Raw genomic sequence first — 18,537 nt, 5'->3', positions numbered from 1 at the left:
GTGGGGTCACTCGTCAGGGATCCGGTGGGAGTGTCCATCAGCCATGCCTCCTTGAATGGGATGGGTCCTCTGCACGGTGGGGGACGTAGAGGTGCGGCGAAACAGAAGAATGAAGCAGGAGAACGAAACAGAAGATTCGGGAGGAAACGCCGAGTTGAGGGCGTGTGGGGCTCCCGAGGGGGTGAGACAGGGAGCTTGGTGCGGATCCGGCCCGGTCAGACGGATGTGCCGTCGGGGCGGACCACGACCTTGAGGTGCGTGGGGTCCTGGACCGGCGCGCGCAGCGCGTCGGCGGCGCGGGCCAGGGGGAAGCGGCCGGTGAGGAGCGGAGCGAGGTCGACTCGGCCGTCGGCGGCCAGGGACAGAGCGGTGGGGAAGGCGTGGGCGTAGCGGAAGGCGGTGACCAGGTCGATCTCCCAGCGCTGCAGATGCGCCAGGGGCAGCCCGTCCACGGCGGGGGCGGCCTGGCCGACGACGGTCGCCCGGGCGGCGGGCTTGAGGGTGCGGATGCCCTGCCACAGCGCGGCCGGGTGTGCCGAACACTCCACCAGACGGTCCACGTCCGCGAGTTCGAGGTCCTGCGCGGCGGTGTTGACCGCCTGGGTGGCGCCCAGCTTGCGGGCCTGCGCCAGCCGGGCGTCGTTGACATCGGTCACGATCACCTCGGCGGCGCCCGCGGCGCGCGCGACCTGGGCCACCAGCAGGCCGATCGGCCCGGCGCCGGTGACGAGGACGCGGTGTCCGACGGCGATCTCGGCGCGTTGTACGGCCCAGACCGCGACGGCCAACGGCTCGATCAGGGCACCCAGTTCCAGGGGAATGGTGTCGGGCAGCGGGTGAACCGCGCGGGCGGGGGCGACCACGTGGGTGGCGAGCACCCCGTGGGTAGGGGGCGAGCCGAAGCAGGTGCCGACCGGACACAGGTTGTACCGGCCCGAGCGGCAGGTGGCGCAGGCGCCGCAGCCGACGGCGGGCTCGATCGCGACCCGCGTGCCGGGCTCCAGGCGTGCCTCCGGCCCGGCCGCGACGACCGTACCGGAGGCCTCGTGGCCGAGGACGGTCGGCCGGCGGAGCTGGTTGGCGCCGTTGCGGCCGTGTGCGAAGTAGTGCATGTCCGAGCCGCAGACGCCCACGGCGTCGACTTCGACGAGCACGTCGCCGGGGCCGGGTGGCCGCAACGGCATCTCCTCGATGCGGAGGTCTTCGGGGCCGTGCAGGACGGCCGCTCTGGTCACAGTGGGGAGGGTCATGGGATCTCACATCCTTGTGAGGGGCAGGGTGTGTCAGGCCGCGGGCGGCGACTCCGAGTCCGCGGCCCGGGCCGCGTCGGTGGCCGCCGCGGCTGTGCCGTGCCGGGCGAGGACGCCGATGAGTTCGGCGACGCGGTCGGTGAAGACGGGGTACTCGGCAAGCTGGTCTCCGAGTAGGCCACCGTCGATGACTGCGGTGACGAAGTCCCGTACGAATGTGGTGCGTTCGGCGGTCTTCCGCAGTTCGCTCCGGGCGGGGTCCGCCATGGCGGCGGCCTGTGGGCCCGGATCGAGGCCGGGCGGCGGTGCCATGCAGCACAGGTAGGCGGCGACGGTGAGGGCCAGATGGTGGGGAGTCCGCCCCGCGCGCAGATGCCCGAGTGCGGGTTCCGGTACGCGCTGGCGGAGTTTGACGGAACCGTCCGAGCCGACCTGGCGGGTGCGGTGGCCCAGCGCGGAGTTTCCCCAGCGCTCGAAGAGCTGTGCCACGTAGGCGTCGAGGTCGATGCCGTCGGGCACGGTCAGACTGGGCAGGTAGTCGTCGTGCAGCACACGGCGTGCCGCGTCGGCGACGAAGGGCTGCGCGACCGCGTCGGGGATGGTGGCCCGGCCGTCGAGCGCGCCCAGGTAGGCGATGAGCGAGTGGGTGCCGTTCAGCAGGCGCAGTTTGAGCAGTTCGTACGGCTCGACGTCGTCGGTGAACAGCGCGCCGCCGTGCTCCCAGGCGGGTCGCCCGGCGGCGAAGTGGTCCTCCAGTACCCACATGGTGAACGGTTCCGCGGGAACGGGGACGTCGTCGTGCAGTCCGAGCCGGTCGGCCACGGCCGTTCGGTAGGCGTCCGTGGTGGCCGGGACGATCCGGTCGACCATGGTGTTCGGGAAGGCCACGCCCTGGTCCAGCCAGTCGGCCAGCTCGTCGCCCTCGGTACCGGGCAGGGCTGCCGCGAACTCGCGCACCAGGCGGGCCGTCTGGGTTCCGTTGCCCGCGAGGTTGTCGCAGCTGAGCACGGTCACGGGCGTCGCGTGCCGGCGCAGGCGCTGCTGCAGACCGCGTGCGATCTGTCCGATCACGGTCCTTGGCGGGGTGTCGCCCCGCAGGTCGGCTCGCACGTCCTCGTGGTCGAGATCGAGCTGTCCGGTGCGCGGCGAGAAGGTGTAGCCGTGCTCGGTGACGGTCAGGGAGACGATCCGGGTGCTCGGTGCGCCGATGGCGTCGACGACGGCCTCGGGACGGTGGGCGGCGACGAGTGCGCCGGTGTGCACGGCGGGCACGACGACCCGTGAGCCCTCCGGGGCGATCTCGACCACGGAGTACCGGAAGTCCTGTGCGCGCAAGGCGTCGGCGACCAGCGCCGAGCGGCTCGCCACGCCGAGGATTCCCCAGGGACCGTCGGTGCGTTCCAGCGCCGACGCGGTGTAGACGGCCTGGTGGGCACGGTGGAAGTTGCCGAGGCCCAGGTGCACGATGCCGGTCTCGGCGACTGTGCGCCGGTGCAGCAGCGAACGCGGGGGTACGGTCGCGGAGTTGAGGCGGGGAAGGGAAACGGCTCTCATCTCACCAGTCCGTCATCGAGCCGTCGCGACGCCGGGCGACGGGCAGGTAGGCGCGTTCGTACGGGAACTGCGCGGCCAGATGCTCGTCGACGTCGACACCGAGACCGGGAGAGTCGCCGGGATGCAGATATCCGTCGGCGTAGCTCCAGTCGTGCCGGAACACCTCGTGGACCAGCGGTTCGTAGCCCATGTACTCCTGGATGCCGAAGTTCGGTGTGGCCAGGCCGACGTGCAGCGAGGCCGCCAGGGCCACCGGGGAGACGTCGGAGGGTCCGTGCGGGCCGAGCTTGACCTGCCAGACGTCGGCGAGCGCGGCGATCCGCCGGAGACTGCTGATGCCGCCGGCGTGCGTGACGCAGGTGCGCACGTAGTCGATCAGCTGCTCGGTGATGAGGGACTGGCACTCCCAGACGGTGTTGAAGACCTCGCCGATCGCGAGGGGCGTCGTGGTGTGCCGGCGGACATGGCGCAGTACTTCCTGGTTCTCGGCCGGGGTGACGTCCTCCAGCCAGAACAGGTCCACGTCCTCCAGGGCGCGGCCGAGTCGGGCGGCCTCGTTGGGGGTGAGCCGGTGGTGGGAGTCGTGGAGAAGGTGCAGGTCGGGGCCCACGTGGTCACGGACCGCCGCGAGCGCGCCCGGCGCATGGCGCAGATACGCGGCCGTGTCCCACACCTCCTCGGCGGGGGCGGCACCCCGGCCCGCGGGCTCGTAGCCCGCACCCTCCCGTGTCACCCCGTAGACCGTGTCGAGACCCGGCACGCCCATCTGGGCCCGGACCGCCAGGAAGCCGCGTTCCCGCTGGACGTCGACGGAATCGAGGAGCTGGGGGACGTCCCAGCCGGTGGCGTGCGTATACGTCAGGATGCGGTCGCGGACCGCGCCGCCGAGGAGCTGGTAGACGGGCTGGCCGGTGGTCTTCCCCTTGATGTCCCAGAGAGCGAGGTCCACGGCGCCTATGGCGGTCATGGTCACCGGGCCGCGGCGCCAGTACACGCCGCGGTACAGGTACTGCCAGGTGTCCTCGATGCGGGCCGGGTCACGCCCGACGAGCAGCGGGGCGACATGGTCGCGGAGGTAGGAGGCGACGGCGAGTTCACGGCCGTTGAGTGTGGCGTCGCCCCAGCCCACCAGTCCTTCCGCGGTGGTGATCTTGAGGGTGACGAAGTTGCGTCCCGGGCTGGTGACGAGGACGTCGGCGGCGACGATGGTGTCGTGCTTGCTCATCGGGCCACCGCCACGACGTTGCTCAGTCCCTGTCCCGCCGCCAGCCGGCGGATGTTGGCGGTGATGTCCTCCATACGGCGCACGAAGGTCTGCTGGGCGAGCCCCGAGGAGTGCGGTGTCATCAGGGTGTTGGGCAGTTCGTGGAAGGGGTGGCGGCTGGGTGCCCCCGTCCTGCCCTCCGTCGGGTAGTCGTACCAGACGTCGAGGGCGGCGCCACCGATCACGCCGTCGTGCAGGGCGGCGTAGAGCGCGTCCTCGTCGACGACCCGCCCGCGTCCGACGTTGATCAGTACGGCCGTCCGTCCCATGCGCGCCAGCTCCTTCGGTCCGATCAGTGAGGTGGTCTCGTCGGTGAGCGGTACGGAGACGACGACCACGTCCGAGGTCTCCAGCAGGGCGTCCAGATCGTCCATGCCTCCCGACCAGGCCAGACGCTCGGCCACGGCGTCGACGCCGCCACGCCGGGTGACGGCCACGCCCTGCGCCCCGAAGGACCGGAAGAGCTGCCAGGCGCGGGCGCCGATGTGCCCGAAGCCGATGAAGCCGACGGTGGCCTCACCCAGGAGACGGGGGTACGTCGGTGCCTCCCAGGTGCCCTGGCGCAGCGCCGCGTCCTCACGCAGGAAGCCCCGCCTCAGCACGATGGCGGAGGCGACGGTGTACTCGGCGATCGCGTCCTCGTGGTGGAAGGTGTTGGCCACGAGCGTGCCCGGGGCGAGCGCGCCGACGTCGATCCCGTCGATGCCCGCGCCCGCGGCGTGCACGAGCCGTAGCCGCTTGCCCGCGGCAGCGGTCCCGGCGGGGCAGACACCCGACACGAGGACGTCGGCGTCGCTCAGCGCCGCCGACACCGCGTCGGTGTCGGCCGGGTCGGGCCAGCGTACGGTCGTCGCGGCAGGCAGGGCGGCCTCGAACTGCTCGCGCAACCGTCGGAGATGGGGATCGCTGACGACGACGGTCAGCCCGTCCGTGGGCACAGCGGGAGCTCCTTCTCGGAGGTGGAGGGGCGGGTGTGTCATGCGTGCTCCCGAGTGACGGAGTGGGCGCGGCCGGCCACCTGGCCGGTGGACCCGCGGACGACGAGCTGGGTGGGCAGACGCAGCGTGCGCGGCTGGTGGCGCTCGTCGGCGACGGACTGCGCGAGCAGTTCCAGGCTGAGTGACCCGGCGCGTTCCATCGGCACCGCGATGGTGGTCAGCGCGGGGTGGGCGGTGGCGGCGAGCGGCATGTCGTCGATGCCGATGACGCTGAGGTCGTCCGGGACCCTGACGCCCAACTGGCGTGCTCCGGTGATGACTCCGAGGGCGACCAGGTCGTTGTGCGCGATGACCGCGGTGGCACCGGACGCGATCACGCCCGCCGCTGCGGCGGTGCCGCCCGCCACCGTCTCGGACTGCCAGCCCAGCACCTCCAGCCGGAGACCGGCCTGTTCGGCCTGCGCCCGGGCCACGTCGACGCGGTGGCTGTTGGACCAGGAGTGCTGCGAGCCCTGGATGTACGCGACGTGACGGTGGCCCAGCGCCGCCAGGTACTCGGCCGCCTGTCGCAGACCGTCGCTCGCGTCGGCGAGGATGCAGTCGGCTGTCGTGGTCTCACGGTTGACCAGGACGACGGGGGTGTCACCGCACAGGGCGAGCACGTCCTCGGCGTCCAGCCGCGGCGAACACACGACGAGACCGGCCGACCTGGCGCTGAGCTGGGAGATCACCTCCCGCTCACGATCGGGGTCGAAGTCGGTGTCGGCGAGCACGATGGTCTGCCTTCGGTGCCATCCCTGGGCCTGGGCGGCCTTGACGAAGGTGCCGAAGACGGGGTTGGCGATGTCGGGGACGACCACTGCGACGGGCGCGGCGTCCGACGGTGTCTCGGCCGGGCGCGGCGGAGGCGGCTCGTACCCCAGTTCCTGAGCGGCGTCCAAGACCTTGCGCAAGGTTTCCGGGCCCAGGCGCTGCGGGTCGCTGAAAGCGCGGGAGGCCGTGGAAAGCGCGACGTTCGCGCGCTTCGCGACATCGGTCAGGGTGGGGGCCACGCTGCTACTCCGTTTCCTTGATGGTGCTCGGTGGGTTTCACCGGCCACCGGTGGGTTTCACCGGCGTCCGATGCGATGCGTGCTCGGCGGGCACCATCGGTGCTCGTCGGCGAAACCCGAACGGCGTGCGCCCATGGTTGGCAACCTTGCGCAAGCTTGTCAATGCTTGCGCAAGGGTAGGTTTCAGCGGTGGGGGTGCCGACGCGACCGGGCCCGTCTCCGCACACAAGGCGATCCGTACGGCGATCGGCGCCTGAATCCGGGAGCCCCGGCGCCGCAGTGGTCGCAGCTGCCGCAGTTGATGGACCAGGGGACGACCACCAGGTCGCCGGGGGTCACGGTGGTGACGGCGTCACCGGTCTCCACGACCCGGGCCACGCATTCGTGGCCGCGAGCGAACGGTGGGTCGACGCTGTGTTTGATGTGCGGCTGCCGCCGCGTGGCGTGTCCGGCCTGCCCCGTGCTGGCCGTCACGCCTGGGCGCGGAAGAACGCGGTGTCGGGCGCTCCCTCCCAGCGCAGCAGCACGGCGGCCAGGTCGCGCTGGACGGTCCTGCGGCCCTCCTCGGTCAGGACCGGTGCTGGGCCGTCTCGTGGACCTTCACGGGCAGCCGCGTGTCCAGATGGCGGCCGCGCATGTCTCGGCCCTCGGGATGGTCGGCTTCGCTTTTACGGGCGTCGAGCAGCTTGGTCCGCGTCCCCTGGGCCGACGCCATGCTGGTGCCCCTGCCCGCCGGTCTCGATCCGGTCGCCATGGCCTCGGCCGGCGACAACTGGTCCCTGTCATGGCGCCTGGTCGCCCCCCATCTGAAGAACAAGCCCGGGGCCCGCGTCCTGGTCGTCGCCCGCGGCAGCATCGGCCTGTACGTCTGCGACATCGCCCGCGCGCTCGGCGCCTCCGACGTGCTGTACGTCGACCCCGACCCCGCACACCGGGCGCTCGCCGAGAGCTACGGCGCCCGCACCGCCGAGACGGTCGAGCCCGTCCGGCACGGATTCGACCTCGCCGTCGAGGCCACGGGCCGCGTCGACCAGCTCGCCCTGGCCGTCAAATGCCTTGCTCCTGAGGGCATCTGCGAGTCGGCGGGCAACCACTTCCGCCCCGGCGAGCTGCCCCTGCTCGACATGTACCTCACCGGCGTCACGATGCGCATCGCCCGCGACAACGTCCGCAACCACATCCCCGACGCCCTCGACCTCGCTCTCTCCGGCACCGTGGACCTCGCCCGCGTCGTCTCCCACGTCATCGACTGGGAACAACTCCCCGACGCACTGCCCGAGAAGCACCTCAAGCCCGTCTTCGTCCGCACCGACGGCTGACCGCGTCGCGCCCACGACCCCCACCGCGCCTCGACCACGAAACCCGATGACAGGGCTCTTCGGCACGAGCGCCGGAACATGCAGGCTCCGGAAACCCGGAGCGGCGGCAGGTCAGATTCCGAAGCGCGTGCGGAAGAACTCGTCCAGGTCCGGACGGGTGGCGGCCGAACCGGGCAGATGCTCGGCACCGGGGGCACGCAAGCCGTCGAGCAGGACGGACAGCTGACGACCGGTCAGATCGGCGGCGAGGCCGCCGCCGGCGCCGTCGTCCGCGATCCGCGGGGGCAGCGAGACCATCATCAGGACCAGGTCGTACGTGTTCACGTCCGCCCGAAGAGATCCCTCCCGCTGGGCGCGTCCCACCAGACCGTCCAGGTCGGACAGCAGCGCGTTGCGCGCGGCGACGAGGGCGGGACCGGACTCCGTCGTGCGCCTGCGGGAGACGGGGAACAACTGACTGCTGCGCACCTCGGCCATGTGGCGCATCACGCGGGTGAAGGCGGACCAGGCGTCCGGCTCCTCTGCCAGGGCGCGGGCCAGGACCTCGCAGGTCTCCCGCATGTGGCCGATCGCGACCTCCTCGACAAGAGCGCGCTTGTTGGGGAAATGGCGGTAGATCGTGCCCATGCCGAGCCCGGAGCGGCGGGCGACCTCCTCGATGGACACCTCGTAGCCACGGTCCGCGAAGACGGCGCGGGCCGCCCGCAGGATCTGCCGGACGTTCTCGCGTGCGTCGGCCCGCTGAGGGCGGGCACCGGAGGGGACGACTTCGCTCATGATCTCGGATGTTACGCTCCTGCACGAGTACCGGAAAATGAATTTCCGTTTAGCCGCTGGGGCTGCCCGCGGACACGGGCCGCCCGCCTTCAGGGAGGCACGCATGAGCCCGACCGGCCGTGCGGGCCCAGGCCGGCGTCCTGCTCGGCGAACTGGACGCGGCCGCACAGGAACACGACCTGGTGGTGCCGTCCGGCACCGTCACCAGCACCGGCGTCGCCGGGTTGACCCTCGGCGGCGGCATCGGTCACCTCATGCGTCGCTTCGGTGCCACCGTCGACAATCTGCTCGCCTGCGAGATGGTCACCGTCGACGGCCGGAAGGTCCGCGCGGACGAGAAGGAGAACCCGGACCTGTTCTGGGCGCTGCGCGGAGGCGGCGGCAACTTCGGCGTCGTCACCGCCTTCGAGTACCGAGCCCATCCGCTGGGCCCGGACGTCGTCTCCGGGCAGATCATCTTCCCCGGCGACCAGGCCGCGGCCGTCCTGGCCCAACTGGCCGCCTTCATGGCCGACGCCCCCCGCGAACTCGGACTGGCGACCGCGCTCACCTTCGCGCCGCCGCTTCCCGACCTGCCCGAGGAGGCGCACGGCAAGCTGGTCCTGATCCTCATCCCGGTCCACACGGGCGACTTCGCGGACGCGGAGAAGACGATCGCGAAGCTCGCCGCGCTGGGCACGCCCGTCGTCAACACGGTGCAGCGCACCACATGGCTCAAGACGAACAGCATGCTGGACGCGACCGCCCCCTATGGATGGCGCACCAACGCGCGGGGCGGTTATATCGCCTCACTCACGGAACCCGCGATCGACGCGCTGGTCCAGCGCATGGCCGCCTCACCGAACCTCCGGGGCACGATCACCGCGATCAACGTCTGGTCGCTGGGTGGCGCGATCTCCGAGGACGTCGAGGAGGACGCCACCGCGTTCTCCCGTGCCGGAGCATCCTGGCTCTGGGAGGCCGCCACCGTGTGGACGGAGCCGGAACACGACACCCCCTACGACGCGTGGGCCGACGCGACCGCGGCCGCCATGCGGCCCCACACGCTCCCCAACGCCTACATCAACCTGACGCAGGACCAGGGCGAGGCCTGGCGGCGCGGCGTGTACGGAAGCGAGGCCAAGTACCAGCGGCTGGCCGAGATCAAGGCGGTGTGGGATCCGCAGAACCTGCTCCGCCACAACAAGAACATCGCTCCCGCACCCACGCAGTAGACGCCGCCCGGGAGCACCCGGACGCAGGTGCACGAACGATGGGATCCCGGCAGGTCCGTCCACGGTTGCTTCGCCCACTGCGCGGTCGGCGTCCTGTCGTGGACGTACCGCTGTCGGTCACTCCGTCAGGCGGACGGCGAGATCGCTCAGTCGTATGCCCTTCAAGCGCGGGTTGAGGACGCCGGGGAGTTCGTCGACGTGGCCGACTGGCGGGAGACCAGGGCGGCGGCACCCAGTGCGGTGGGCAGGTCGCCTGCGGAGAGTTCGGTCAGTGTGAAGGCCACCGGCAGGGCCTCCGTGGCCACACAGGCGGGGCTGTAGACGGCGGGGGCCAGCTCGGCGACCAGGGAGGGTAGGGCCTCGAAGGGGGTTGCGGCCGAGTCGTGAATCCGCTGTGCCGTGGCCAGATTGCGGCTGAGCCAGCTTCCGCGGCAATGGCCTGGGTGGCCCAGACGCCGTCCGCGGCGTGCGAGGTCTCGGAGTAGCGGCCGGCGACCGTGGCGGCGACACTCCGCCGCTTCGTCGCTACACGTCCTCCGGCATGTCCGGCTGACCCTCCTCTACCTGGTCGACGCCGATGCCGGGAGCAGCACGACCCCGTCCTCGTCGGCGTGCAGGACGTCTCCGGGCGCGAAGGTGACGCCGCCGAAGGACACCGGGACGTCCACCTCGCCATGCCCTGCCTTGCCGCTCTTGCGCGGGTTGGTGCCGAGGGCCTGCACGCCGACGGACACACCGGCCAGTGCGACGGCGTCCCGGAGCGCCCCGTGGATCACGACGCCGGCCCAGCCGTTGTCCCGGGCGCGCTCGGCCATGAGATCGCCGAGCAGGGCGGTGCGCCCGGTCCGAATCGGCCCCGAAAAGGAGCGGACGGCTCCGTACGAGGTGAACTGCACGTCGCAGACGCGCAGTTGGTCGCCGTATTCGTCGGCGAGATCCGCTGTGGGAAGGGGCGTCGCGTGCACGGGGCCTCCAGGGGTCGAGCGCTGATGGGCGGATGCTTTGATCCAGGGCCTGTTGTATCAAACAAGCGAAAGATACAATCATCCCCCGTCGACAACCTCCACGAACGGGAGCGGACGTGACCTCGCACGCCGGCAGCCTCGGTCAACGACAACAGCCCACGACAGCCGCCGCGGTGTCACGCCGGGCGGTGATCGCCCTTCCGGTCGCCGCCGCGGGAGCAGCACATGCCACCTCGGCAGTCGCCGCCCCGGCCGCACGCCGCAGAAGGACCGTCGCCTACGTGGGATCCCGGACCACGGCCGCACGCGAAGGGCAGGGCAAGGGCATCGAGGTGTACGACGTCGGCCCGGACGGCGACACCTGGACACTGCTGCAGACCGTAGAGCTGGACAATCCGACGTTCCTGGCCGCCGACCGCACCCGGCGTTACCTGTACGCGGTGCACGGTGACTTCACCTACGTCAGCGCCTACCGCATCGATCCCGGCACCGGACGGCTCACCGCCCTGGGCCACCAGGAGACCGGTGGCCGCAACCCGGCGCACCTCGCGGTGGATCCGTCGAACCGTTTCCTGGTCGTGGCGAACCACTCCTCCGGCACGGTGGCGACGCTGCCTCTGCGGGACGACGGCCGGCTCGGACCGCTCACCGACCTGCTGTCCCTGCCCGGTGAGCCCGGCCCGCACCGCACCGACCAGACCGGCGCCAAGCCGCACCACGTGCCCTTCTCACCCGACGGCCGCTTCATCGTCGTACCGGACAAGGGGCTGGACCGGATCTTCACGCTCACCCTCGACGCGGCGTCCGGGAAGCTGGGCTTCGGCCCTGTCCCGTCGGTCCCGGCCCGCGAGGCCACAGGCCCTCGGCACATCGCCTTCCACCCACCTGCCTTACGCCTACACGGTCGACGAGCTCCGCTCGACCGTCACCGCATACCGCTGGGACGCCCGGCGCGGTGAGCTGCAAGCGCGGCAGATCCTCCCCAGCACCGAGCCGACAATGACGGGCGACAGCCGGGGCGGGGAGATCGCGGTCAGCCCGGACGGGCGGTTCGTGTACGCCTCCAACCGCAGTGGCGCGGGGGACGGCAGCCCGGGCGGGCCCGAGCCCGACACCATCGGCGTCTTCAAGGTGTCCGCGAAGACGGGCCTGCTGCGGCCCGTGGGCTGGACGTCCACCGAGGGCATCCGGCCGCGGTACTTCTGCCTGGGCCCCGACGGCCGGAAGCTGTACGCCGCCAACGAGCGCAGCCACACCATCGTCACCTACGACGTCGACACCGCGGACGGCGGACTGCGGCCCACCGGCGGCGTGGTGCACACCGGCTCGCCGGTGTGTGTCCTCTTCCTCCAGGAGGATTCGTAGGATGAGGCTTTGCCGACCCACCACGTGAAGAGCGCAGGAGCGATGTCGCGGCCGAACCTGACCACGTCCATGGCCACCCGGCTGGTGGACCTGATGCGTCGCAGAGGCCTCGAAGAGGGCGCCCACATCACCGAGCAGTGGGCGGCGGACGAGCTGGACGTCTCCCGTACGCCGGTGCGCAAGGCGATGGTGTTCCTGGCCGAGGTCGGCATCCTGGAACGGGTCCCCAACCGCGGCTTCTTCCTGGCGCGTGACGCGGGCACCCTCTCCCGGCCGGACCTCAGCGAGGGCGAGGACGTGGAGCAGGCGGCGTACTTCGAGATCGCCGACGACTACGTCGGCGGGCGCTTCGCCGGCTCCTTCACCGCGGCCGACATCAGCCGCCGCTACCGGCTCACGCCCCGCCAGGCCGACCGGGTGCTGTCCCGGATGGAGGGCGAGGACCTGGTACGGCGCAGGACCGGCGGGCGGGGCTGGGAGTTCCAGCACGTGATGGCCACCGTCGACGCGCACGACCAGAGCTATCGGTTCCGGATGATCATCGAGCCCGCCGCGCTGCTGGAGCCGGGCTTCACCGTGGACACCGAAGCCTTCGCGCATCACCGTCAGCAGCAGGAGGCCCTGCTGCACGGGGACATCCTGCTGCTGCCGCGGGCCGAGCTGTTCCAGGTCAACGCCTCGTTCCACGAGATGCTGGTGGGCTGCTCCGGCAACCAGTTCCTGCTCGACTCCGTGCGTCGGCAGAACCGGCTGCGCCGCCTGATCGAGTACCGCCACCAGATCGACCGCTCCCGGCTCGCGGGCCAGGCACGGGAGCACCTGAGGCTCCTGGACCTGGTGGAGCGCGGGGATCTGAAGGAGGCGTCCGCCTTCCTGAGCGCGCACTTGGACAAGGTGCGGTCGATCAAGACGGGCATGGCCGGGGAGAGCTGAGTCGACGCGGTCGACGAGTCGGAGCACGAACAGGAATCGGCTGCGTCGGCCGAGCCATTGTATTAATGGGCATCCTGAGACAATATGACGGTGCCCGCAATCGGGCGCCCAAGCATCAGGAGCCGTGTCCGCAGCTCGATTGATCACTGATGCGATCTCGCCGACACCTCGTCACGCCTACGACAGCAGGGATCATGAACGCCGACCGCACCGCTGTGCTCACCGTCGAGGGCCGCTCGTACCGCTATCAGCCCCTGGACCGGATCCTGCAGCGCGCCGAGCTGGACGCGCTCCCTTACGCGGTGCGGGTGTTGCTGGAGAACGTCGCACGACGGTCACCCGCAGCGCTGCCGGACGTGGTGGTGCGAGCCCGCGCCGGAAGCGGAGTCTGTGAGGTGCCGGTCCTTCCGAACCGGATCATGCTGCACGACACCACCTGCCTCCCGGCGCTGGCCGACTTCGCGGCCATGCGTGACAGCGTCGCGGAACTGGGCGGGGACCCGGAAGTGCTCCAGCCGTCGATCCCGGTGGACCTGACCGTGGACCACTCCGTGATCGTCGAGGAGTACGGCCGCGCCGACGCCGTCGACCGCAATCTGCTGATCGACTTCCGGCGCAACGGCGAGCGGTACGAGATGGTGAAGTGGGCCGAGCGGAGCGTGCGCAACTTCCGTGTCGTACCGCCGGGCACCGGGATCATCCACCAGGTCAACATGGAGGCGCTGGCCCGGGTGGTGTGGGTGACGGACGCGGAGGACGGCGGGCTGCCCTGGCTGCAGCCGGACGTCCTCGTCGCCACGGACAGCCACACCCCGATGATCAACGCCCTGGGCGTCGTCGGCTGGGGAGTCGGCGGCCTCGAAGGGCAGGCCGCCATGCTCGGCGAACCGGTCACCATCCCTTACCCGGACGTGGTCGGTGTCCGCCTGACGGGGCGGCTGCGCCCCGGCGTCGGCGCCACCGACCTCGCCCTGACCCTGACCGAACTGCTGCGCGCCACGGGCGTGGTGAACAAGTTCGTCGAGTTCTGCGGCGACGGCGTCACGACCCTGGGCTGGGCCGAACGCGCCGCGGTCTCCAACATGGCACCGGAGTACGGCGCGACCTGCGTCTACTTCCCCTACGACGACGAGACCGCCGCCTACCTCCACCTCAGCGGCCGGGAGGAGTCCCATGTCGGACTCGTCGACGCCTACCTCACCGCCCAGGGGCTGAAGCGCACCGACGACCGCCCCGTCCCCCGCTACGACCAGTTGCTCGACCTCGATCTCGGCACCGTCGAGCCCTGTGTGGCGGGCCCGAACCTGCCGCACCAGCGGCTGCCGCTGTCCGAGGTCCCGGCTTCGTTCCGGCGAGCCGCGGTCCGTACGGCTGCCGGGTCGGGCACGGCTGCGAGGTCGGGCACGGCATCCGACGGCTTCGGCGCATCCGGCGCCTTCGGTGAACCACTCCCCGACGGCCCGGTCGCCATCGCCGCCATCACCAGCTGCACCAACACCGCCAACCCGGCCCTCGTCGTACAGGCGGGTCTGCTCGCCGAGCGGGCGGTGGCAGCGGGGCTGACCGCCAAACCCTGGGTCAAGACCTCGCTGTCCCCCGGCTCACGGGTGGTCGAGGAGTACCTGCGCGCGGCCGGACTGTTGCCCGCTCTGGAAAAGACCGGCTTCCACATCGTCGGCTTCGGCTGCATGACCTGCATCGGCAACTCCGGTCCCCTGCACCCGGCGATGGAGCAGCTCGCCGAGGACGGCGCCACCGAACCGGTCGCCGTCCTGTCCGGCAACCGCAACTTCGCAGGCCGGGTCAACCCACGCATCTCCCTGTCGTACCTCGCCTCCCCGCCGCTGGTCGTCGCCTACGCCCTGGTCGGCTCGGTTCTGCACGACTTCGACCACGAGCCCCTGGGGACCGACCACGAGGGCCGCCCCGTCCACCTCAGGGATCTCTGGCCCACCCACGACGAAGTCGCCGCATGCGTCGCGGAGTTCGTCAGGCCGGAGATGTTCCGTGCCAACGCCGCCCGTATCCGGCAGGGCACCCGGGCCTGGCAGGAGATCGACGCACCCGGCGGTACCCGCTTCCCGTGGAACCCGGAGTCGACGTACGTCCGCCGCCCCCCGCACCTCACGAATCTGTCCGCCCGCCCGCCGGCCCACCTCAGGATCGACCGGGCAAGGGTTCTCCTCCGGCTCGGCGACAACGTCACCACCGACCACATCTCCCCCGCCGGCGCCATCCCCTCCCGCAGCGCGGCCGGACAGTGGCTCACCGAACGCGGAGTCGCCCGCCGCGACCTCAACCAGTACTCCACACGCCGCAGCAACCACGAGGTCATGCTGCGGGGCGCCTTCACCAACGCCGCCGTCACCAACCTGCTGCTGAACGACACCGACACGCAACCGGGCCCCGGCGGGTACGCGTACACGGCCGACGGCGCCCACGTCCTTCCCGTCCACGAGGCGGCGCCGGCCTACCGGGAGGCGGGCCACGACCTGGTCGTCGTCGCCGGCCGCAACTACGGGGCGGGCTCCAGCCGGGACTGGGCGGCCAAGGCCCAGGCCCTGCTGGGCGTGCGCGCGGTCATCGCCGAGTCGTACGAACGCATCCACCGCAGCAACCTGATCGGCATGGGCGTCCTGCCACTGGAGTTCGCCGAGGGCGACGACGCGTCGTCGTACCCCTTCTCCGGCGAGGGAGAGCTCTCCTTCGAAGGGCTCGACAGCCTGAGCGTCGGCACCAACCGCGTCACCCTCCACCTGCGGGAAGCTCAGGAACGCCGGGCCACCGCGGGACTGCGGCTGCGGATCTTCTCCCGCCAGGAGCTGGCCTACCTCCAGCACGGGGGCATCCTGCCGTACGTCGTCCGCCGCGCTCTTCCCTCGCCGTGAGCCTCACCCACGAGGACGGAGTTCGATGCCACCGGGCATGAGGACGTCGGCCAGTCGACGGTGCGAGCCCCTCAGCCCCGGCCGAGCCGGGCTCGCAGACGACGGGTCGCCGAGTCCATGCGGGCGTGCATGGCGGACCGCGCCGCACGGGCGTTCCTGGCCCTTACGGCCTTCAGCACGGCCTCGTGCTCGGCCAGCCGCCCCTCCCCCGGTTTGCGGATGTTCTGCCGGATCCACACGGCGACCAACGTCTCGAGGCGGGCCTGGAGGCCGGCCAGCGCGCTGTTGTGCGAGGCCTGCGCCAGCGCCCGGTGAAAGGCCAGGTCGGCCTCCAGGTAGCGCTCGGGGTCGTCGTGTTCGGCCGTCATCCGGGCCAGATGCGCTTCGAGCGCGGTGACGTCGTTGTCCGTCCTGCGCAGGGCGGCCAGTTCCGCGAGGTCGACCTCCACGCACGCGCGTGCCTCCAGGAGTTCGTCCATCGTGTGGTCGCCGAGCATCAGTCCCCACTCAAGGACCTGCGGCAACAGGTCCGAGGTGGCCGCCCGCACATAAGTACCGTCGCCCTGCCGGATCTCCAGCAACCCCAGCAGGGACAGGGACTTCAGCGCCTCGCGGACCGCCGAGCGGCCCACCCCGAAGGTCTCCGCGAGCTGCCGCTCCGGCGGCAGCCGGTCACCGGCCCTGAGCCGGCCCGACGTCAACAGGTGGTCCAGCAGGCGCCGCGCCACCTCCACCGCGGGAGCCTGCGGCTCCTCCCGTTCGATCCGTGCAAGCCCGGCCATGCCCGCAGCCTCCCCCGTCTGGTGGTCCACCGGCGCGGCAGGACTGTCGCGCACGATCGACACGGTAACCGCCGGTCCTGCACGACGCCGACGCCGCATGTCCGTCGGGTCGCGCGTTCACCGCCCGGGAACCGGCGCGTGTTCTCCGAACCGCAACTTTGGTGACCGATCTGGTCCGAGGGTGGTGGTGGCAGGGTACGGATGCCGGGTCGCCGACCCACAGCAATGATCAACGGCTGGCGTTGACCGCTGTCCCGATGTCCCAAAGCCCCCCAAGGCCGTACCGTGCCAGTGTGGATCTCTTCTCACGCTCATGGACGGCGTTGCGCACAGCGGTCTCCCAACTCGCGGACGAGGACTTCGCACAGCCGTCCGGCTGCCGAGGCTGGCTCGTACGGGACCTGGTGTGCCATCTGGTCATCGACGCACAGGACGTCCTGATCACCCTGGTGACCCCCGCCAATACGGAACCGACCCGCGACGCGGTGACCTACTGGGAGGTGGCCGAGACGCCGCCGACGGGCGATGACCCGCTCGACGCGCTGATCGTCCGGCTGGCCGCCGCGTACGAGGAGCCGTGGCTGCTCAAGTTCCACCTCGACGACGTCGGCTCGGCAGCCGGACGCGCGGCCGGACTCGCCGACCCGGGCCTGCGGGTCAGCACCCGCGACGTGGTCCTCACCGCGAGCGACTACCTCTCCGCGTACGTCATCGAGTGGACGCTGCACCACCTCGACCTGGCCGCGCACCTTCCGGGCGTGGCGGGACCGCCCGCGGAGGCGCTTGCCCGGTCACGCGAAATGCTGGAGAAGATCGCCGGGGCCACGTTCCCCGCGTCGTTCTCCGACAAGGACGCGTTGCTGGTCGGCACCGGACGGCGTACCCCCACCGCCGGGGAGAAGGCGGATCTGGGCGGGCTGGCCGCCGAACTCCCGCTCGTCCTCGGCTGACTGGTCCGTGCCCGGTTGCGGCCCGTTCGGGTCGGTCGGCCGCTGCGTGTGGCCCGGCTTCCGTCACTGGGGCATGGTCGATTCACGGATCGTCAGGCTGCAGGACATGCGATGCACTCCCGAGGCGGCCCGGCCGTCGATGGCGGCGAACAGATGCTGGGCGGCCGTGCGGCCGAGGACTTCCAGGTTCATGTCGATGGTGGTCAGCGGGGGCCTGGTCTCGGCGGACAGGACCTCCCAGTTGTCGTATCCGACGACCGCGATGTCGTCGGGAACCCGGAGGCCGCGCTCCCGAACGGCCTCGACGAACCCTGCGGCGATCTGATCACTCCCACAGAACACGGCGTCGGTCTCCGGGTCGCCGGCGAGCACGATCTCGGCTGCCTGCCGCCCCCAGCGCCGCGACCACGCGCCGAAGAGGGCCTGGCCGCCGGAGAGCGCGAGTCCCGCTTCCTCCAGGGTCCGGGCGGTGCCGACCGCCCTGTCCTGGGCGGCCCGGTAGTGGGTGGGCCCGGTGATGTGGGCGATGCGCCGCCTGCCGACGGTCAGCAGATGCTGGACGGCGATGCGGGCCCCGCCCACGTCGTCGGGCACGAACGACACATCCTGCGGATCGTCGGAGGGCGCGTAGGCGTAGACGACGGGCACGGGCAGATCAAGGCTGATGGACGGTCGTGGATCGGTGCTCTCCCCGACCACGATGATCCCGTCGACGCGACGGGCCAGTAGCGTACGCACGTAGTGCCGCTCCCGGATGGCGTCTCCGCGAGCGTCGCAGAGCAGGACGGCCATCTCACCCGTGCCGAAGGCGTCTTCCGCGCCGAGCAGCACGGGAATGCCGAACCGCCCGACGCTGTCGCTGGTGAGCAGCCCGACGGTGCGGGTCTGACCGGAGATCAGGCTCTGGGCGAGCGCGTTCGGCTGGTAGCCGAGTTCCTCCGCCGCCCGGAGAACGCGCTGCAGGGTCTCGGCACGGACCTGACTCCGGCCGTTGAGCGCCTTGGACGCGGTCGCGATCGACACCCCCGCACGCGTGGCCACATCGGTGATCGTGGTCGCCCGCCGTCGCTGAGAGCTCATCGTTCCGAAAACCTTTTTCACCGAGAGGAACCAGCCATATCGGACTCCCTCTGCTCAGTTTTGCCTGAATCTAGCCCGGTAAGCCCTTGCCAGGTAAGTGTGCGCCCCGCTCTCGTGTCTTGACAGTGCATGGGTTCACATCTACGTTGCGAAAACCTTTTAGGTCAGTCTTATTGCTCCTCGGGGGACGCAGAGGAGAAGGCATG

18 protein-coding genes and 2 pseudogenes are annotated in these 18,537 nt (G+C 71.0%); 7 read left to right on the top strand and 13 right to left on the bottom strand.

The annotated features are described in order from the left end of the window. Positions 1-215: 215 nt before the first annotated feature. From FPZ41_RS12095 to FPZ41_RS50205, 8 genes and pseudogenes are all read right to left on the bottom strand, one after another. The gene (locus FPZ41_RS12095) at positions 216-1,250 is read right to left on the bottom strand and encodes an NAD(P)-dependent alcohol dehydrogenase (RefSeq protein ID WP_152861890.1); all 1,035 of its coding nucleotides are present in this window, start codon (positions 1,248-1,250) and stop codon (positions 216-218) included. A 33-nt stretch (positions 1,251-1,283) separates the two neighbouring features. Continuing rightward, positions 1,284-2,804, bottom strand: a complete 1,521-nt coding sequence (locus FPZ41_RS12090; RefSeq protein ID WP_152861888.1) for a mannitol dehydrogenase family protein — start codon at positions 2,802-2,804, stop codon at positions 1,284-1,286. A 1-nt stretch (position 2,805) separates the two neighbouring features. Beyond that, positions 2,806-4,029, bottom strand: a complete 1,224-nt coding sequence (gene manD, locus FPZ41_RS12085) for a D-mannonate dehydratase ManD (RefSeq protein ID WP_152861886.1) — start codon at positions 4,027-4,029, stop codon at positions 2,806-2,808. Beyond that, a complete protein-coding gene (locus tag FPZ41_RS12080; RefSeq protein ID WP_322620129.1) occupies positions 4,026-5,006 on the bottom strand; it encodes a 2-hydroxyacid dehydrogenase in 981 nt (326 codons plus the stop codon). The genes manD and FPZ41_RS12080 overlap by 4 nt, the downstream gene beginning before the upstream one ends. A gap of 38 nt (positions 5,007-5,044) precedes the next feature. Continuing rightward, on the bottom strand, positions 5,045-6,058 hold the full coding sequence (locus FPZ41_RS12075) for a LacI family DNA-binding transcriptional regulator (protein WP_322620128.1): 1,014 nt from the start codon (positions 6,056-6,058) through the stop codon (positions 5,045-5,047). Between the two features lie 183 nt (positions 6,059-6,241). Further along, positions 6,242-6,532: an alcohol dehydrogenase catalytic domain-containing protein gene (locus FPZ41_RS50210; protein WP_407698774.1), complete on the bottom strand. Its 291-nt coding sequence runs from the start codon at positions 6,530-6,532 to the stop codon at positions 6,242-6,244. Continuing rightward, positions 6,532-6,630: pseudogene (locus FPZ41_RS48185) on the bottom strand (tautomerase family protein); the annotation flags it as partial. The pseudogene FPZ41_RS48185 and the gene FPZ41_RS50210, both read right to left, overlap by 1 nt. Then, the gene (locus FPZ41_RS50205; protein WP_194236070.1) at positions 6,627-6,773 is read right to left on the bottom strand and encodes a hypothetical protein; all 147 of its coding nucleotides are present in this window, start codon (positions 6,771-6,773) and stop codon (positions 6,627-6,629) included. The gene FPZ41_RS50205 and the pseudogene FPZ41_RS48185, both read right to left, overlap by 4 nt. Here FPZ41_RS50205 and FPZ41_RS12060 point away from each other — a divergent pair. Then, a pseudogene (locus tag FPZ41_RS12060) lies at positions 6,739-7,377 on the top strand (zinc-binding dehydrogenase); the annotation flags it as partial. The gene FPZ41_RS50205 and the pseudogene FPZ41_RS12060 overlap by 35 nt on opposite strands. A 111-nt stretch (positions 7,378-7,488) precedes the next feature. On the opposite strand, the gene FPZ41_RS12055 reads toward FPZ41_RS12060, so the two are convergent. Next, complete coding sequence (locus FPZ41_RS12055; protein WP_152861884.1) at positions 7,489-8,154, bottom strand: TetR/AcrR family transcriptional regulator; 666 nt, start codon at positions 8,152-8,154, stop codon at positions 7,489-7,491. Between the two features lie 119 nt (positions 8,155-8,273). On the opposite strand from FPZ41_RS12055, the gene FPZ41_RS49850 reads away from it, so the two are divergent. Continuing rightward, complete coding sequence (locus FPZ41_RS49850) at positions 8,274-9,368, top strand: FAD-binding protein (protein WP_322620127.1); 1,095 nt, start codon at positions 8,274-8,276, stop codon at positions 9,366-9,368. A 161-nt stretch (positions 9,369-9,529) separates the two neighbouring features. Here the strand turns inward: FPZ41_RS49850 and FPZ41_RS49440 are convergent, their stop codons facing one another. Continuing rightward, on the bottom strand, positions 9,530-9,652 hold the full coding sequence (locus FPZ41_RS49440) for a hypothetical protein (protein ID WP_265584214.1): 123 nt from the start codon (positions 9,650-9,652) through the stop codon (positions 9,530-9,532). Between the two features lie 276 nt (positions 9,653-9,928). Next, a complete protein-coding gene (locus tag FPZ41_RS12045; RefSeq protein WP_322620126.1) occupies positions 9,929-10,333 on the bottom strand; it encodes an RraA family protein in 405 nt (134 codons plus the stop codon). A gap of 116 nt (positions 10,334-10,449) precedes the next feature. Here FPZ41_RS12045 and FPZ41_RS49435 point away from each other — a divergent pair, with 116 nt between their 5' ends. The 4 genes from FPZ41_RS49435 to acnA all read left to right on the top strand — a co-directional run bounded on the left by FPZ41_RS49435 (position 10,450) and on the right by acnA (position 15,519). Beyond that, a complete protein-coding gene (locus FPZ41_RS49435; RefSeq protein ID WP_322620125.1) occupies positions 10,450-11,292 on the top strand; it encodes a lactonase family protein in 843 nt (280 codons plus the stop codon). Then, a complete protein-coding gene (locus tag FPZ41_RS49430; protein ID WP_265584215.1) occupies positions 11,219-11,698 on the top strand; it encodes a lactonase family protein in 480 nt (159 codons plus the stop codon). Before FPZ41_RS49435 ends, FPZ41_RS49430 begins: the two co-directional genes overlap by 74 nt. A 42-nt stretch (positions 11,699-11,740) precedes the next feature. Next, positions 11,741-12,631: a GntR family transcriptional regulator gene (locus tag FPZ41_RS12035; protein ID WP_152861882.1), complete on the top strand. Its 891-nt coding sequence runs from the start codon at positions 11,741-11,743 to the stop codon at positions 12,629-12,631. A 194-nt stretch (positions 12,632-12,825) separates the two neighbouring features. Next, on the top strand, positions 12,826-15,519 hold the full coding sequence (gene acnA, locus FPZ41_RS12030) for an aconitate hydratase AcnA (protein WP_152861880.1): 2,694 nt from the start codon (positions 12,826-12,828) through the stop codon (positions 15,517-15,519). A 71-nt stretch (positions 15,520-15,590) separates the two neighbouring features. Here the strand turns inward: acnA and FPZ41_RS49425 are convergent, their stop codons facing one another. Next, positions 15,591-16,355: a FadR/GntR family transcriptional regulator gene (locus FPZ41_RS49425; protein ID WP_322620124.1), complete on the bottom strand. Its 765-nt coding sequence runs from the start codon at positions 16,353-16,355 to the stop codon at positions 15,591-15,593. Positions 16,356-16,594: 239 nt separating this feature from the next. Between FPZ41_RS49425 and FPZ41_RS12020 the strand changes: the two genes are divergently transcribed. Continuing rightward, a complete protein-coding gene (locus FPZ41_RS12020; RefSeq protein ID WP_322620123.1) occupies positions 16,595-17,251 on the top strand; it encodes a maleylpyruvate isomerase N-terminal domain-containing protein in 657 nt (218 codons plus the stop codon). Between the two features lie 63 nt (positions 17,252-17,314). Here the strand turns inward: FPZ41_RS12020 and FPZ41_RS12015 are convergent, their stop codons facing one another. Continuing rightward, entirely contained in the window at positions 17,315-18,331 is a 1,017-nt protein-coding gene (locus FPZ41_RS12015; protein ID WP_152861876.1) for a LacI family DNA-binding transcriptional regulator, read from the bottom strand. Positions 18,332-18,537: the final 206 nt, after the last annotated feature.

This window comes from Streptomyces acidicola (genome assembly GCF_009377235.1).
Lineage (GTDB): Bacteria > Actinomycetota > Actinomycetes > Streptomycetales > Streptomycetaceae > Streptomyces > Streptomyces acidicola.
This window is presented reverse-complemented; position numbering and strand designations above follow the sequence as displayed.

Excerpts from the sequence above, each read along its gene's own strand:
- FPZ41_RS12015 (WP_152861876.1), bottom strand. The coding sequence starts at position 18,331 with ATGAGCTCTCAGCGACGGCGGGCGACCACGATCACCGATGTGGCCACG.
- FPZ41_RS12095 (WP_152861890.1), bottom strand. The coding sequence starts at position 1,250 with ATGACCCTCCCCACTGTGACCAGAGCGGCCGTCCTGCACGGCCCCGAA.
- acnA (WP_152861880.1), top strand. The coding sequence starts at position 12,826 with ATGAACGCCGACCGCACCGCTGTGCTCACCGTCGAGGGCCGCTCGTAC.
- manD (WP_152861886.1), bottom strand. The coding sequence starts at position 4,029 with ATGAGCAAGCACGACACCATCGTCGCCGCCGACGTCCTCGTCACCAGC.
- FPZ41_RS50205 (WP_194236070.1), bottom strand. The coding sequence starts at position 6,773 with ATGGCGTCGGCCCAGGGGACGCGGACCAAGCTGCTCGACGCCCGTAAA.
- FPZ41_RS12090 (WP_152861888.1), bottom strand. The coding sequence starts at position 2,804 with ATGAGAGCCGTTTCCCTTCCCCGCCTCAACTCCGCGACCGTACCCCCG.
- FPZ41_RS12035 (WP_152861882.1), top strand. The coding sequence starts at position 11,741 with ATGTCGCGGCCGAACCTGACCACGTCCATGGCCACCCGGCTGGTGGAC.
- FPZ41_RS12055 (WP_152861884.1), bottom strand. The coding sequence starts at position 8,154 with ATGAGCGAAGTCGTCCCCTCCGGTGCCCGCCCTCAGCGGGCCGACGCA.